The sequence below is a fragment of the Amnibacterium sp. genome, assembly GCF_025463795.1.
Taxonomy (GTDB): Bacteria; Actinomycetota; Actinomycetes; order Actinomycetales; family Microbacteriaceae; genus Amnibacterium.
Map to the genome: position 1 here is coordinate 1 of NZ_JAODBE010000163.1, position 15,047 is coordinate 15,047.

17 protein-coding genes and 1 pseudogene are annotated in these 15,047 nt (G+C 75.0%); 12 read left to right on the forward strand and 6 right to left on the reverse strand.

Going from position 1 to position 15,047, the window contains the following annotated elements; genetic code table 11:
* The 3 genes from JWQ92_RS13675 to JWQ92_RS13685 all read left to right on the forward strand — a co-directional run.
* A partial coding sequence (locus JWQ92_RS13675; RefSeq protein ID WP_297345013.1) for a zinc-binding dehydrogenase occupies window positions 1-587 on the forward strand: 587 nt, incomplete at its 5' end.
* A 67-nt stretch (window positions 588-654) separates the two neighbouring features.
* A complete protein-coding gene (locus JWQ92_RS13680) occupies window positions 655-1,416 on the forward strand; it encodes a MerR family transcriptional regulator (RefSeq protein WP_297345014.1) in 762 nt (253 codons plus the stop codon).
* 44 nt (window positions 1,417-1,460) lie between these two features.
* Window positions 1,461-2,111, forward strand: a complete 651-nt coding sequence (locus tag JWQ92_RS13685) for a pyridoxal 5'-phosphate synthase (RefSeq protein ID WP_297345015.1) — start codon at window positions 1,461-1,463, stop codon at window positions 2,109-2,111.
* A 4-nt stretch (window positions 2,112-2,115) separates the two neighbouring features.
* On the opposite strand, the gene JWQ92_RS13690 is transcribed toward JWQ92_RS13685, so the two are convergent.
* Together JWQ92_RS13690 and JWQ92_RS13695 are read right to left on the reverse strand one after the other, a co-directional pair.
* On the reverse strand, window positions 2,116-2,859 hold the full coding sequence (locus JWQ92_RS13690; RefSeq protein WP_297345016.1) for a class I SAM-dependent methyltransferase: 744 nt from the start codon (window positions 2,857-2,859) through the stop codon (window positions 2,116-2,118).
* Window positions 2,860-3,480: a histidine phosphatase family protein gene (locus JWQ92_RS13695; RefSeq protein WP_297345017.1), complete on the reverse strand. Its 621-nt coding sequence runs from the start codon at window positions 3,478-3,480 to the stop codon at window positions 2,860-2,862. It abuts the gene before it with no gap.
* A gap of 109 nt (window positions 3,481-3,589) precedes the next feature.
* Here JWQ92_RS13695 and JWQ92_RS13700 point away from each other — a divergent pair, with 109 nt between their 5' ends.
* On the forward strand, window positions 3,590-3,916 hold the full coding sequence (locus JWQ92_RS13700) for a hypothetical protein (RefSeq protein WP_297345018.1): 327 nt from the start codon (window positions 3,590-3,592) through the stop codon (window positions 3,914-3,916).
* On the opposite strand, the gene JWQ92_RS13705 is transcribed toward JWQ92_RS13700, so the two are convergent.
* Window positions 3,836-5,092, reverse strand: coding sequence for a permease (locus JWQ92_RS13705; RefSeq protein ID WP_297345019.1), 1,257 nt, complete (start codon window positions 5,090-5,092; stop codon window positions 3,836-3,838). The genes JWQ92_RS13700 and JWQ92_RS13705 overlap by 81 nt on opposite strands.
* A 59-nt stretch (window positions 5,093-5,151) precedes the next feature.
* On the opposite strand from JWQ92_RS13705, the gene JWQ92_RS13710 reads away from it, so the two are divergent.
* From JWQ92_RS13710 to JWQ92_RS13745, 8 genes are all read left to right on the forward strand, one after another.
* A complete protein-coding gene (locus JWQ92_RS13710) occupies window positions 5,152-5,817 on the forward strand; it encodes a response regulator transcription factor (RefSeq protein ID WP_297345020.1) in 666 nt (221 codons plus the stop codon).
* A 71-nt stretch (window positions 5,818-5,888) separates the two neighbouring features.
* On the forward strand, window positions 5,889-6,464 hold the full coding sequence (locus tag JWQ92_RS13715) for a VIT1/CCC1 transporter family protein (protein ID WP_297345021.1): 576 nt from the start codon (window positions 5,889-5,891) through the stop codon (window positions 6,462-6,464).
* Between the two features lie 34 nt (window positions 6,465-6,498).
* Window positions 6,499-6,906: a CrcB family protein gene (locus JWQ92_RS13720; protein ID WP_297345022.1), complete on the forward strand. Its 408-nt coding sequence runs from the start codon at window positions 6,499-6,501 to the stop codon at window positions 6,904-6,906.
* A complete protein-coding gene (gene crcB / locus JWQ92_RS13725) occupies window positions 6,903-7,283 on the forward strand; it encodes a fluoride efflux transporter CrcB (RefSeq protein WP_297345023.1) in 381 nt (126 codons plus the stop codon). The genes JWQ92_RS13720 and crcB overlap by 4 nt, the downstream gene beginning before the upstream one ends.
* Before the next feature lie 83 nt (window positions 7,284-7,366).
* Window positions 7,367-9,922, forward strand: a complete 2,556-nt coding sequence (locus tag JWQ92_RS13730) for a glutamate--cysteine ligase (RefSeq protein WP_297345024.1) — start codon at window positions 7,367-7,369, stop codon at window positions 9,920-9,922.
* Window positions 9,923-9,931: 9 nt separating this feature from the next.
* Entirely contained in the window at window positions 9,932-11,716 is a 1,785-nt protein-coding gene (locus JWQ92_RS13735) for an N-acetylglutaminylglutamine amidotransferase (RefSeq protein ID WP_297345025.1), read from the forward strand.
* Window positions 11,713-13,566: a prolyl oligopeptidase family serine peptidase gene (locus JWQ92_RS13740; RefSeq protein ID WP_297345026.1), complete on the forward strand. Its 1,854-nt coding sequence runs from the start codon at window positions 11,713-11,715 to the stop codon at window positions 13,564-13,566. The genes JWQ92_RS13735 and JWQ92_RS13740 overlap by 4 nt, the downstream gene beginning before the upstream one ends.
* 20 nt (window positions 13,567-13,586) lie before the next feature.
* Entirely contained in the window at window positions 13,587-13,949 is a 363-nt protein-coding gene (locus JWQ92_RS13745; protein ID WP_297345027.1) for a S4 domain-containing protein, read from the forward strand.
* Here JWQ92_RS13745 and JWQ92_RS13750 read toward each other — a convergent pair.
* From JWQ92_RS13750 to JWQ92_RS13760, 3 genes and pseudogenes are all read right to left on the reverse strand, one after another.
* Window positions 13,943-14,326, reverse strand: a complete 384-nt coding sequence (locus JWQ92_RS13750; RefSeq protein ID WP_297345028.1) for a VOC family protein — start codon at window positions 14,324-14,326, stop codon at window positions 13,943-13,945. The genes JWQ92_RS13745 and JWQ92_RS13750 overlap by 7 nt on opposite strands.
* 3 nt (window positions 14,327-14,329) lie before the next feature.
* Window positions 14,330-14,506, reverse strand: coding sequence for a hypothetical protein (locus JWQ92_RS13755; RefSeq protein ID WP_297345029.1), 177 nt, complete (start codon window positions 14,504-14,506; stop codon window positions 14,330-14,332).
* Window positions 14,503-15,047: pseudogene (locus JWQ92_RS13760) on the reverse strand (pyridine nucleotide-disulfide oxidoreductase); the annotation flags it as partial. The gene JWQ92_RS13755 and the pseudogene JWQ92_RS13760, both read right to left, overlap by 4 nt.

Sequence of the window (15,047 nt, forward strand, 5' to 3'; positions counted from 1 at the left end):
CGCTCGCACCGGGCGCGCTCGCCGGCCGCACGGTGCTCGTCGCAGGCGGGGCCGGCGCGGTCGGCCATGCCGCCATCGAGCTGGCCGTGTGGGCGGGTGCCCGCGTGCTCACCACGGTGTCGTCACCCGAGAAGGCGGCCCTCGCCAGGGCGGCGGGCGCCCACGACGTCGTCGACTACCGCTCCGAGGACGCAGCGGCCCGCGTGCAGGCGCTCGTCCCCGGCGGCGTGGACCTCGTCGTCGAGGTGAACCCGCACGCGAATGCCGGGCTCGACGCCGAGGTGCTCCGCCCGGACGGCACCGCGGTCGTCTACGCGACCGACCGCAGCGAGCCGATGCGGCTCGAGGTGCGGCCGTCGATGACGAAGAACCTGATCTGGCGGTTCCTGCTCACCTACACGGCGCCCGACGACGCGAAGGACGCCGCCGTGGCCGGCGTGACCGCCGCGGTGGCGGCGGGCGCGCTCCGGATCGGCGAGGAGGCCGGCCTGCCCGTCGTCCGCTTCCCGCTCGAGCGCACCGCCGATGCGCACCGGGCCGTGGAGGCCGGGACGACGGGCAAGATCCTCATCGACGTCGGCGCTTGACCCTGCCGTAACGGCAGCCCCTACCGTCGGGAACCGCCGGAACGTCCGGCACGGAGGGAGCACGACGGTGGCCGAGGTCGCGATCGGGGACGTCGCCCGCATGTCGGGCGTCACGTCCCGCACGCTGCGGCACTACGAGGCGATCGGGCTGCTGCTGCCGGCCTCGGTCGGCAGCAACGGCTACCGCTTCTACGGCGACCAGGAGCTGCTGCGTCTGCAGCGGATCCTCGTCCTGAAGGCGCTGGGCCTCGGCCTGACCGAGATCGCCGCGCTGCTCGACGAGCAGCGGGACGAGCTCGACGCGCTGCGCGAGCACCACCGCCGCCTGCTCGCGGAGCGGGCGCGGCTCGGTCGCATGGCGGCCACGGTCGAACGCACCATCCGGGAGCTGTCCGAGCACGCGAGGAGTGCACCGATGACCATCGAGCGACCCGAGAACCTCTTCGAAGGATTCGACCCGAGCGAGTACGAGGCGGAGGCGCGGGAGCGCTGGCCGGAGGAGGCCGCCGCCTCCGAGCGGTTCACCGCCACCCTCACGCCGGCCGACACCGAGCGGATGCAGCGGGAGACGACGGCGCAGATCGTCCGGATGGCCGAGCTGCGCGCGGCCGGCACGCCCGTCGAGGCGCCGGCGGTGCAGGCGGAGATCGAGGCCCTGCACGCCTCGATCAGCCGCATGTGGACCCCGGACGCCGAAGCGTTCACCGCGCTCGGGCGGATGTACGTGGACGACGAGCGGTTCCGTGCGACCTACGACCGCGTCTCCCCGGGCGTCGCGGCGTACTTCCGGGACGCGATGGCGGTGTACGCGAACGAGCGCCTCGCCTGACCGGGCGGGCTCCTGCTCCCAGCGGGATCTCGTACGGTTCGGCCGTGCGCTTCTCCCTCGCCGAGCTGCTCGCCGCCTCCTCGACCCGGCCGACGGGCGAACCCGCGTGGGCGGTCGACGCGCCGCCGGCGGAGCCGTGGCCGCTGCTGACCGACTGGATCCGGGCGGCCGTCGGCGCCGGCGTGCTCGCCGCCCGCACCGTGACCCTCGCGACCGCGACCGCCGACGGCACCCCGAGCGCCCGCACGGTCCTGCTGTCCGACGTCACGGAGGACGGATTCTGGTTCGCGACGAGCGCGTCCGGCCCCACCGGCCGCGACCTCGCCGAGAACCCGGTCGCCTCGCTCGTCTGGTACGCCCGCGAGCAGTCCCGGCAGGTGCGGGTGACGGGCAGCGTCGTCCGCGGTGACGCCGACCGCGCCGCCGCCGCCTTCCGGGCGAGGGGCGCCACGTCGCGCGCCGCCACGCTCGCCGGCCGGCAGAGCGCACCCCTCCCGGGGGACGCCGCGTCGCGGATCCGCCGGGCCGAGGCCCGGCTGCAGGCGGATCCCGAGCTCGTCGACCCGGACTGGGCCGCCTACCTCGTCGCCCCGGCCGAGGTGGAGTTCTGGCAGTCGCGGCACGACGTCGGCGAGCAGCGGCTGCGCTACCGGCGGGAGCACGACGGCTGGCGCTTCGAACGCCTCTGGCCCTGACGCCTCAGTCGCGCACCGCCCGGAAGGCGTAGGTGACGTAGGGCAGGTCGATCCGGTCCCGGCCCGTCGTGGCGGGATGCGCGGCGAGCAGATCGCGGATCCGCTCCAGGACGGCGGCCCGGTCGTCCTCCGGCAGGGCGATGAGGTAGCTGCGAGACGCCGCCAGGGCGACGATCTCGTCGGGCGTGCGCGGCACGCTCCACGTCACCCGGTGCTCGGCGAGCGGGCCGAAGGGTGCGGCGACGTGCACGGCGCCCCCGTCGATCATCTGCTCGGCGGCGCTGCCGTGCATGATCGCGCCGAGCTCCGCCACCCACGGCACGCCCTCGTCCCGGATGTTCCAGAGGAGTCCGAGCACCCCGCCCGGCCGCACGACGCGGCCGAGCTCGGCGGACGCCGCCTCCGGATCGACCCAGTGCCAGGCCTGACCGAGCACCGCCGCGTCCACGGAGCCGTCCGGCAGCGGCACGGACTCGGCCGTCCCGACGAGCACGGGCACGCCGGGGACCTCCCGCTCCAGGGTGGCGAGCATCCCCGGATCCGGGTCGACGGCCGCCACGACCTCGCAGCCGGCGGCGAGGAGCCCGGTGGTCAGCTTCCCCGTGCCGGCGCCCACGTCCACGACCCGCCGGACGCCGGCCACGAGCCACGCCACCGCCTCGCCGGGATAGGTCGGCCTGCCGGTGGCATAGGCGTCGGCGGCCCCGCCGAACGAGCGGGCCCGCATCGCGAAGGCGTCGCCCACCACTCAGGGCACCGCGTTCCACAGATCGAGCACCCGCTTGCCGTGCTCGAACCCGAGCTCGGCGATGCCGGCGGTCGAGAGCACGAGGTTCCCGCCGCCGTCCGGCGGCAGCCCGATCCAGGCGGCGCCGAGCGCCCGCAGGACGTGGCCGTGGGCGACGAGGAGGACGTCCTTGCCGGTGTCGAGCACGGGCTGCGCGCGCGCGAGCACGCGCTCGACGCGGATCCGCACCTGGCCCGCCGTCTCCCCAGGCGTCTCCCCCGGCGGGCAGCCGTCGCGCCAGAGATCCCAGTCGGGCCGCTGCTCGTGGATCTGCGGCGTCGTCAGGCCCTCGTAGGCGCCGTAGTCGAACTCGGCGAGATCCTCCGTCGTCTCGATCCGGTCGCCGAAGCCGGCGAGCTCCGCCGTGCGCATCGCCCGCCGCCTGGGGCTCGAGAGCACGAGGCCGAAGTCGCGCTCGGCGAGCACGGGGCCGACCGCGCGAGCGCGCCGCTCGCCCTCCTCGGTCAGGCCGACGTCGGTGAAGCCCGTGTGCCGCCCCGTGCGGCTCCAGTCGGTCTCGCCGTGGCGCACGAGCACCACCTGGGGCGGCTTGACCGACGGATAGGGGTGGTGCGGTGCCATGCGACGAACGGTATCCGTGCGCCCTGGAGCCCTCCCTCACGGCGCCTGCGGCTCCCCGCAAGGAACCTCTGCTGCAGTACACGCCACCGCTCGGGAGAAGGAGCACCCCATGACCGATTGGCGACCCGTCGACCTCGTGCGCCTGACCGCCGGCGTGCTCGACCTGACGGCACCGTCCGCCGTCGCGACCCGGGAGCTCGGGCACGCGCCCCGCGCCGGCGACCTGGTGGTCTACCGCGTCCTCGGTGCTCGCCAGGTGCTGCAGGCCTGGGCGACGGCCACGACCGGCTGGGGTGCCCTCGGCGCCGTCGTCGATCTGGCCCACCTGGCCTCGATGGTGCCGGTGGTCCTGCTGTCACGCCGGTGGCGCCGGGCGGCCCTCGTGCAGATCACCGTGGCCGGCGTGCTCCTCGTGACCGGGGTGCGCCGCCGCTGAACCATGGTCGTGATGCCCGTGGTCGTGCCCGGCGTCCGGTGACCCGCCCATCATCCCGAGCATCGGCCAGCTGCCGGAGCGCACGAAGACGACGAGCAGGAACACCGCGACGGCGAGGAACAGGAGGTCGAGCCACGTCGTGTAGTCCCACGAGATCCCTGCATCGAGGACCCGCGCGCTCCGCTCGGTGGGCACGAGGTGCAGCACGGTGAACAGCACCTCGATCACGTACCCGGCGAGCGCCATGGCGAGATAGAAGGTCCCGGCGATGCCGAGCATCGCGCGCGTGCCGTAGTAGCGGCGGTGGATGACGAGGATCGGCAGGATGAGCAGGTCGGCGAAGACGAAGGCCATGACACCGCCGAAGCTGATGCCGCCGTTCCAGAGCACCGCCGCGAGGGGCACGTTGCCGACGGAGCAGACGAAGCTGACGACCGCGATCAGCGGCCCGATCAGGGGTCCGAGCACGAATGCGGCCGTCGGGTCGCCGGTCAGGAACACGGCGCGCAGCCACGCGCGCGGCACCCACGCGTCGAACGCGCCCGCGATGAGCAGGCCGATCACGATGTCGCGGAGCACGGCGGCCCAGTCCATGACGAAGTACCGGCTCGTGGAGACGACGCCGTCGCGGGACAGCAGGCGGGCGAGGAACGGGCGGTCGCCCGCGACCGACATGTCCATGCCGGCGTGCCCCTCCATGCTGCCGGGGATCCCGCGCTCGGCCTGCTCGCGGGCCCGTTCCACGATCCGCCCGCGCAGCCAGAGGCGGAAGCCGAGCGCGACGAGCACGATCATGAGCGGCCCCGCGACGAACTCGGCGAGCGTGAACCGCCAGCCGAGGCTGATGGCGAGGATGAGGCCGAGCTCCAGCACGAGGTTCGTGGACGCGATCTCGAACGCCATCGCCGAGGTGAACGAGGCGCCGCGCCGGAACAGGGCGCGGGCCAGCGCGACGGCGGCGTAGGAGCACGACGACGACGCGGCGCCGAGCCCCGTCGCGATGGCGACCGACCGCGGTCCGCTGCCCGCGAGCAGCCGGGCCACCCGGTCGCGGCGGACGACCGCCTGGACGACGGCGGACAGGGCGAACCCGAGGATCAGCGGCCAGAGGATCTGCCAGCCCATCGCGGCGGCCTTGGCGAGCGCCTCGCCGATCGCGGTCAGCACGAACCCCACGGGGTCCATCCTCCCCGATGTGAGTGGCGTCTCAGCGCCGCATCCAGCACGATGCCCTCGTGCCACCTTCCGAGGAGCGACCCACCCTGCTCGCGGTCGAGGACGACCCGCGGCTCGGCCCGCTGCTGCTCGAGGCGCTCGGCGACGCGTACGCGGTTCGGCTGGTCGCCGACGGCACCGGCGGGCTCGCGGCCGCGCTCACCGGCGACTACGACGTGGCGGTCGTCGACCGTCGCCTGCCCGGCCTCGACGGCGTCGCGCTCGTCGAGGAGCTCCGGAGGGCCGGATCCGCGATGCCGGTGCTCATGCTCACCGCGCTCGGCACCGTGCCCGACCGGGTGTCCGGGCTCGACGCCGGCGCCGACGACTACCTCGTGAAGCCGTTCGACTTCGACGAGCTGCACGCGAGGATCCGCGCCCTGCTGCGCACCCACGGAGCGCCGGCGACCCGGATCGGCGAGTGGGAGCTGCTGCCCGCCCGCAACGCGATCGAGTCGCCCTACGAGGGCCGAGTGGCGCTCACGCCGCGCGAGACCGCGCTGCTCGAGCTGCTCACCGCCGAACCGGAGCGCGCGTTCTCCCGGGCGACGATCCTGCGGCGCGTGTTCGACCCGGACGCCGGCCCGGGCACGGTGGACACCTACGTGCACGCGATCCGGCGGAAGACGGAGCGCGACCTGATCGAGACCGTCCGCGGCCAGGGCTACCGGATCGGGCTGCGCTGAACCGGCCCGACGCGGGGAAGGATCGCCTTCCCTTGCTGGCGGACGCCGGACGTGGCGCGCACGATGGACCCATGACCCAGGTGACGGACGACGCCGAGACGCTCGACGTCGAGCCCGACGACGGGGGCGCCGCCACCCGCCGGGCGAACTGGCTGCGCGCCGGGGTGCTCGGAGCGAACGACGGCATCGTCTCCGTCGCGGCGATCGTCGTCGGCGTCGCGGGCGCCACGGCGAACAGCGGCCCCATCCTCGTCGCCGGCCTCGCCGCGCTCATCGGCGGCGCCGTGTCCATGGCGCTCGGCGAGTACGTCTCGGTGAGCAGCCAGCGCGACAGCCAGCGGGCGGCACGCGGCCGGCTGCCCCACGAGGAGGCGAACCCGTGGAGCGCCGCGATCGCGTCCGCGGTCTCGTTCCTGTCCGGCGGCATCCTGCCGCTGCTCGCGATCACGCTGCTCTCCGCCGTGGTCAGGATCCCCGCCACCGTGGTGGTGGTGATCCTCGCCCTCGCGCTCACCGGGGCGATCGGAGCCCGCCTCGGCGGCGCGCACCCGCTCCGGCCGACGCTGCGCACCGTGATCGGGGGCGGCCTCGCCCTGCTGCTCACCTTCCTGATCGGTCACCTGCTCGGCGCCACCGGCGTCGCGTAGCGCGCCGGACGGCACGCACCGGCAGGATCGAGGGGTGCCCGCCCCGCGATCCGCCGTCCCGCCGGCGGTCGAGGTGCTCGCCGTCTTCGCCGGCGGCACCGTCGGCACCGCCCTGCGCGCCCTCGTCGGGCTGCTGGTGCCGCCCCTGGGCGCGGTGCCCGTCTCGACCATCGGGATCAACGTCGTCGGGGCGTTCGCCCTCGGGACGCTGCTCGCCGCCCTCGCCGGGCGCGGCCCCGACGCCGGCCGCCGCCGCCGGACACGGCTCCTGCTCGGCACGGGCGTGCTCGGCGGGTTCACCACCTTCAGTGCGCTCGCCGTCGACACGGCCGTGCTCCTCGACGGCCGCCGGATTCCCGAGGCCGTGGCCTACGGGCTCGGGTCGGTGCTCGCGGGGATGCTCGCCGCTGCGCTCGGCGAGCGGGTGGGACGCCGCGCATGAGCCCCGCGCTCCTCGCGCTCGTCGCGCTCGCGGGTGGCCTCGGCGCGGTCGCCCGCTTCCTGCTCGACACCGCGGTGCGCTCCCGGATCAGCACCGCGTTCCCCGCGGGCACCGTCCTGATCAACCTGTCGGGCTCGCTGCTGCTCGGCCTCGTGGCCGGCCTCGCCGGCGCCGGCGCCCTCCCCGACGCCCTCCGGCTCGTCGCCGGCACCGGCTTCCTCGGGGGATACACCACCTTCAGCGCCGCGAGCGTCGAGACGGTCGCCCTCGTCGCCGCCCGGCGCCCGCTCGCGGCGCTGACGAACGCGCTCGTCGTCCCGGCCGCCTGCGTCGCGCTCGCGGCGGCGGGCCTCGCGCTCGGCTCCCTGCCCGGATGAGGCGTGTTCCGGGGAGGTTTCGACTGCCTGATCGAGCGCCAAGAGGCCTGAGCCGGCTCCCCCTCCCTCGCTAGGGTGGCGCCATGGGGGCCCGTGCGACGCTCGGCGCCGAGGAGGAGCTGCACCTCATCGACACGGCGCGGTGGCAGCTCGCCGCGCGCGCGCCGCAGCTCCTCGCGAAGCTGCCCGCGGACGGCTTCTCGGCCGAGATCCAGCGCACCACGGTCGAGACGAACACGGACGTGGTCACCACGCTGGACGGCCTCCGCGGCGAGCTGCTCCGGCTCCGCCGCGGCCTGATCGAGGTCGCCGGGCGCGAGGGCCTCGGGGTCGCCGCCGTCGGCACCGCGCCGCGCAGCGAGTTCCGCGACTTCGAGCTGACGGCGACCGGTCGCTACGGGCGCATGCAGGAGCAGTACCGGCTGCTCGTCGACGAGCAGCTCATCTGCGGCACCCAGATCCATGTCGGCGTCCAGTCCCGCGATCTCGCGGTCGAGGCCGCGCAGCGGATCGCGCGGCATCTGCCCGTGCTGCTCGCTCTCTCCGCGAGCTCCCCGTACTGGAACGGGCAGGACACCGGCTACGCGTCGATCCGCACCATCATCTGGCAGCGCTGGCCGAGCGCCGGCGCGACGGGCCCGCTCGACAGCGCCGCCGAGTACGACGAGCTGCTCGAGGACCTGATCCGCTCCGGCGTGATCGCCGACGCGAAGATGGCCTACTTCGACGTGCGCCCGTCCAGCCACGCGCCGACGCTCGAGCTGCGGGTCTGCGACGCGTGCCCCGTCGTCGACGACGCCGTGCTCATCGCGGGCCTGTTCCGCGCGCTCGTGCGCACGGCCGAGCTCGAGATCGCGGCCGACGAGCCGCGGCGCCTGCGGCCGCTGCCCCTGCACCGCGCCGCGATCTGGCAGGCGGCCCGCGGCGGCCTCGCAGGCCGCCTGCTCGACGACTCGGACCATCCGCAGCCGGTTCCGGCGGCCGACGCCGTCCAGACCCTCATCGCCCGGGTCCGCCCGGCCCTGGAGGAGGCGGGCGACCTCGAGGAGGTCCTGGACCTCGCCGAGGCCGTGCTCGCCCGCGGCAACTCGGCGGACCGCCAGCGGACGGCGTTCGCCCGGCAGGGCGACCTCGCCGACGTCATGCGCCTCGTCGTGCAGGAGACGGAGGCACCGGCGAGCGGCGGCTCCCCGAACCGGCCGCCGCTGCACCGCTACCGGTACCGCGCCGGCGACGAGGGCGTCGGCGCGGACGCGGCGCCGAGGCCCGACTACGAGCGGATCGTCGGCTTCTTCACCGACCTCGGCCCGGACGGCGTCGCCGAGCGGGAGGCGCGGCGCGTGGCGTGGACCCGCGAGCAGGGCCTCGAGTTCGGGGTGGACGGCGCGAAGCAGCCGTTCGCGGTGGACCTCGTCCCGCGCCTCGTGCACCGGCACGAGTGGGCGGAGCTGGAGGCCGGGCTGCTCCAGCGGACCCGGGCGCTCGAGGCGTTCCTCGAGGACGCGTACGGTCCCGCCCGGATCGTCGCCGACGGCGTGCTGCGCGAGGAGGACGTGCACCTGGCCCCGGGCTGGCGCCCCGAGGCGGGCCGGCTGCCGCGGAACACGCTCCGGATCCCGATCGCCGGGTTCGACCTCGTGCGCAACGAGTACGGCGGCTGGCGCGTGCTCGAGGACAACCTCCGCAACCCGTCGGGCGTCGCCTACGCGATCGCGGTGCGGCAGCTGCTGGACGCCGTCCTCCCCGACCTGCCGCGGCCGGCGCACCTGCTCGATCCCGCCGTCGTGTACGAGCAGCTGCGGCGCACCGTGCTCGCCCGCGCCCGGCCCGGCACCCGCGGCGCCCTGCTCTCGAGCGGACCGGCGAGCGCCGCCTGGTTCGAGCACCGCCGTCTCGCGGACGGTGCGGGACTGCTGCTCCTGCAGGCCGACGACCTCGACGTCGCCGACGGCGTCGTGACTCGGCGCGGATCCCGCGACACGATCGGTGCGCTCTACCTGCGCCTCGACCCCGAGCTCGCCGATCTCGTCGATCGGTCGGGACGGCCGATCGGCGCGGAGGTCCTCGCCGTCGCCGAGACGGGCGGCGTCGTGCTCGTGAACCCGCCGGGCAACGGCATCGCGGACGACAAGGGCATGTACCGCTCGGTGCCCGAGCTGATCGGCTACTACCTGGACGAGCGGCCGCTGCTCGAGAGCGTCCCGACCTACCGGACCGCCGACGAGGCGGAGCGCCGCGGCGTGCTCGAGCGGGTCGGCGAGCTCGTCACGAAGCCGGTCGACGGATCCGGGGGGCGCGGGGTGCTGATCGGGCCGGCCGCGAGCGCCGCCGAGGTGGCGGCACGGCGCGGCGAGATCGCCGCCGAGCCCGCCGCGTGGGTCGCGCAGGAGGTGGTGCCGCTGTCGAGCGCGCCGTCGCTCGATCACGGGCACCTGCAGCCGCGGCACGTCGACCTGCGCGCGTTCGTCTACGCGACGGGCCGCCGGCGCCGGGACCTGGCCCTCGTGCCGGTGGCGTTCACGCGGGTCGCGCCCGAGGGCAGCCTCGTCGTCAACTCCTCGCGGGGCGGCGGCGCCAAGGACACGTGGATCGTGCGCGAGGCGCCCGACCACGACCACGAGCACGACCACGGACGGTGAGGGGGAGGCATGTGCGGGGTGGCGGGTGAGATCCGGTTCGACGGGCGTGCGCCGGACGAGGCCGCGATCGCGCGGATGACCGCGTGCCTCGTGCACCGCGGTCCCGACGGCGAGGGCCTGTGGCGGCGCGGACCGGTGGCGTTCGGGCACCGGCGCCTCGCGATCATCGACCTCTCCCCCGGAGGGGCGCAGCCGATGGTCGACGCCGAGACGGGCGCGACGATCGTCTTCAACGGCTGCATCTACAACTACCGCGCCCTCCGGGACGAGCTCGTGGCGGCCGGGCACCGGTTCGTCTCGACCTCCGACACGGAGGTCGTGCTGAAGGCGTGGCACGAGTGGGGCGAGGACTTCGTGCACCACTTCCGCGGCATGTTCGCCCTCGCGATCGCCGAGCACGACAGCGGCCGGGTGATCCTCGCGCGCGACCGGCTCGGCATCAAACCGCTCTACCTCGACGAGCGCCCCGGCCTGCTGCGCTTCGCGTCCACGCCGCAGGCGCTGATCGACGGCGGGGGCGTCGACACCGGGCTCGACCGGGTGGGGCTCGCCCACTACCTCAGCTTCCACGCGGTCGTGCCGGCGCCGCGCACCGTGCTGACCGGCATCCGCAAGCTGCCGCCCGCCACCGTGCGGGTGATCGAGCGCGACGGGACGAGCCGCGAGCACGTCTACTGGTCGCCGGACTTCAGCCGCGACCCGGCCCGCTCCGGCTGGTCCGAGCGCGACTGGCAGGAGGCCCTGCTCGAGGCGCTCCGCGCCGCCGTGCAGCGGCGGATGGTCGCGGACGTGCCGGTCGGGGTGCTGCTGTCGGGCGGCTTCGACTCCTCCCTCGTCGTCGCCCTGCTCGCCGAGGCCGGGCAGCACGACCTCGCCACCTTCAGCATCGGTTTCGAGGACGCGGGCGGCGAGTCCGGCGACGAGTTCGCCTACTCCGATCTCGTCGCCCGCACGTTCGGCACCGAGCACACACGCATCCCGGTGCCCTCCGACCGGCTCCCCGGGGCCGTCGACGCGGCGATCGGCGCGATGGGCGAGCCGATGGTGAGCCACGACTGCGTCGCCTTCTTCCTGCTCGCCGAGCAGGTGTCGAAGTCCGTCAAGGTGGTGCAGTCGGGGCAGGGCGCCGACGAGGTGCTCGGCGGGTACGAGTGGTACCCGCCGCTCTCGGACGTGGACCGCGACGACGCGGTCGACGCCTACGCCGCGGTCTTCGCCGACCGGACGTGGGCCGGGATGCGCGCGCTGCTGAACCCGGAGTGGCTGCCGCCCGACGACCCGCCGGGGCGGTTCCTCGCCGACCGCTTCGCCGCCGACGGCGCGGAGACCGCCGTCGACGCCGCCCTGCGGATCGACACGACGGTGATGCTCGTCGAGGACCCGGTGAAGCGCGTCGACACGATGACCATGGCCTGGGGTCTCGAGGCGCGGGTGCCGTTCCTCGACCACGACTTCGTGGAGCTCGCAGCGACGGTCCCCCCGGACCTGAAGCTCGCCGACGGCGGCAAGGGCGTGCTGAAGCGCGCCAGCCGGGGCCTCGTCCCGGACGCGGTCCTCGACCGCGTCAAGGGCCATTTCCCGGTGCCCGCCATCCGGCAGCTCGACGGCCCGCTGCTCGCACGCGTCCGCGACGCCCTCACCGACCCGGTCGCCCGTCGTCGCGGCCTGTTCCGGCCGGAGACGGTGGAGCGGATGCTGGCGGACCCGAACGCCGAGCGGACGCCGCTCGGCAGCAACGCGCTGTGGCAGCTCGGGCTGCTCGAGCTGTGGCTGCAGCGGCACGGGGTCGGATGACGACCGACGCCGCGGTGGGCACCGACGCCGCGATCCGCACCGGCACCGCCCTCGTCGACGCCTGGGGCAGCTGGGGGCCGACCCTCACCCCCGACGGCATGCGGATCGCGTTCATCAGCGACCGGTCCGGCGTGCCTGAGGTGTGGGTGCAGGACGTCCGGCAGGAGGGCGAGCCGCCGCCCGCGACGCGCATCCCGCTATCGACCGATCCCGTGCTGGAGGTGTCGTGGTCGGCGGACGGCCGCTGGCTCGCCTGCGTCGTCGCGACCGACGGCGGGGTGCGCACCGAGGTGTGGGTGGTGCGCCCCGACGGCACCGACGCCCGCCGCATCGCCGGCGGCAGCGATGAGCACGCCGAGCTCGGGCCCTGGGCCCGCAGCGGGCACCGGGTGGTCGTGACCGTCCCCTCGCCGGGCCCGGGCCGCCTGTCCCGGTCGTTCCTCGCCGATCCGCGCACCGGCATGCTCGATCCGCTCGCGACCGGCGGCCTGCTCCACGTGCTCGACCTCTCGCTCGAGGAGCGCTTCGCCGTCGTGGTCGACGGTGAACGCGGCCGTCAGTTCGTCGTCGTCGTCGACCGGCTCGAGGACACACACGTGCCGCTGCTGCCCGCGGGCACCGGATCGACCGAGACGGCGCTCATCCGGCCCGCGCCCGAGGGCGACTCCGGGCCGCTGTACGTCTACCTCGCCTCCGACGTGGGGCTGCCGCGCACGCAGCTCCTCGGCCTGCCCTTCGGGCCGAACGGCCACCGCGGCGAGCCGCGCACCCTCGCGCGACGCGACGACGCGGAGCTGGAGGCCGTCGACGCGGACGACGCGGGCCGGCTGCTGCTGCTCGTCTGGAACGTGGCGGGATCGAGCGAGCTCGAGCTGTTCGACACGACCACGCACGAGCGCACACCGATCCCCGGCCTGCCCGGGCTCGTCGCGACGACACCGGTGCTGTCCCGCAACGGGCACACCGTCGTGCTCGGCGTCGAGGGACCGGCGCGGTCCCGCGAGCTCTGGCAGCTCGACACCCGCGACCACCGCTGGCGGCGGGTGACGGCGGCACCGCGCGAGCCGAGCGGCCTGCTCACGCCGACCCTCGAACGGTTCGCGGGCGAGGACGGCCTGCCGCTCACCGGCTGGCTCTACCGGGCGGCCGACGCGGGACCGGACGCTCCCGCGTACATCGCCCTGCACGGCGGCCCGGAGGCGCAGGAGCGCCCCACCTTCAACCCGCAGCACCAGGCGCTCGCCCTCGCCGGGATCTCCGTGCTCGCGCCGAACATCCGCGGCTCGTCGGGCTTCGGCCGGGAGTTCGTGCACGCCGACGACCTCGAGGGGCGATGGGACGCGTTCGCGGACGTGCGCGCCGCAGCCGACCATCTGGTGCGCGCCGGGATCGCGTCGCCGTCGAGGATCGCGGTGGGCGGCAGGTCCTACGGCGGCTACCTCACGCTCGCCTCGCTCGTCTTCTCCGCCGGCCGGTTCGCCGCCGGCGTCGACGTGTGCGGGATGAGCGACCTCACGACCTTCTACCGGGACACGGAACCGTGGATCGGGGCAGCAGCGGTCACGAAGTACGGGCATCCGGTCAAGGACCGCGCGCTGCTCGAAGCGATCTCACCGCTGCCCCGGGCGGCGGAGATCACCGTGCCGGTGCTGGTCGCGCACGGCGAGCACGACACGAACGTGCCCATCGGCGAGGCGAGGCAGGTCGTCGCCGCGCTCGAGGCCGCCGGCCGCGAGGTGGCGTACCTGGAGCTGGCGGGCGAGGGCCACGAGTACCGCAGGGCCGAGTCCCGCAAGCGCCTGCTCGCGGCGACGGTCCGCTTCCTGACGACGCACCTCGGGGTCGGCTGAGCCGCCTACACTGCCTCGCGATGGCGGATCGGGTTCGGGTCGACGTGTGGCTGTGGGCCGTCCGCGCCTACCGCACGCGGTCGCTGGCGACCGCCGCCTGCCGGGCGGGCCACGTGTCGGTGAACGGCGAGAAGGTGAAGCCGGCCCACGTCGTGCGGGTCGGCGACGAGGTGCGGGCGCAGGTCGCCCACGAGAGGATCCTCGGCGTCACCGCCCTGCTCGAGAAGCGCGGCAGCGCCGAGGTCGCGGCGACGGCGTTCGAGGACCGCACCCCGCCGCCTCCGCCGCGCGAGGAGACGCCGGCGAAGGTGCTCCGCGACCTGGCCGCCGGGCGGCCGACGAAGCGGGACCGCCGCGCCATCACCCGGCTCCGCGGCTACTGAGCCGACGGCTCGCTCCGGCCGTCGGCCGGCAGGTCGCAGACGTCGAAACGGTTCCCCTCGGGATCCGCCATGAGCGTCCAGTCCACCTCGCCGCGGTGCTCGAGCGGGATCTCGGTCGCGCCGAGCGAGACGAGGCGCCGCACCTCCGCCGCCCGGTCGTCCGCGTAGAGATCGAGGTGGAATCGCGGCGGGAGCGCGTACTCCGAGCGCTTCAGGTCGAACGAGAGGCTGACGCCGTGGCCCGCCCGCGGTCGGAGGCTCACCCAGTCGTCCTCGGGCGCGGACCGCTGCACGAGGTCGAGCGCCGCGCTCCAGAAGGCGACCTCGCGATCGAGGTCGCGCACCCGCAGCACGACGGCGCCGATCGAGAGCGCCACCGGTCAGTCGGGCTCGGCCGGATCGAGCACCTCGTGCTCGTCGGGGTGGTCGGGGTCCTCGCCCTCGGACTGGGACGGCTTGCCCTCCGGCTCGAGCACGATCTCCGGCTCGACGCCCGGGTCCTCCCCCTCGGCCTGCGACGGATGGCCGAGATCGTTCTCGTCGTTGACGTCGCTCATCGTGCAGCTCCTGCCTTCTGCGCCTCGACCCGGAAGTCGTGGCGCGGGTCCTCGAGGTCGTCCGTCGGCGTGAGATCCGTTCGCCCGAGGGCGTCGGCGACCCAGCCGGCGAGGATCCGGATCTTCCGGTCCGTGGTGGGCATCGCGAGCAGGTGGTACCCGCGGTGCGCGAGCCACGCCCACACGTCCTTCAGCTGCACGCCGTGGATGTTGGCCGCACCGTGCAGGACGCCGTACGACGCGACCGTGCCGAGCGTGTAGTGCACGTAGGGCCGCGGGCGCCGGCGGCGGATCGCCTTCGGGATGCTCTCGCCGAGCAGCACCGCCTGCCGGAGCGCGTTCTGCGCGTTCGGCGGGTAGAACGCCGGCTGCTGCTGCTTGGTCGTGTCGGGGATCTGCGCGATGTCGCCGGCCGCCCATGCGCCGCGCACCCAGGAGCCGTCCTCGCGGACGACCTGGAGCCGCGAGTTCGCGACGACGTGGCCCTTCGGGCCGCGCGGCAGGTCCATCGCGTCGAGCGCCGGGTTCGGCTTCACGCCGG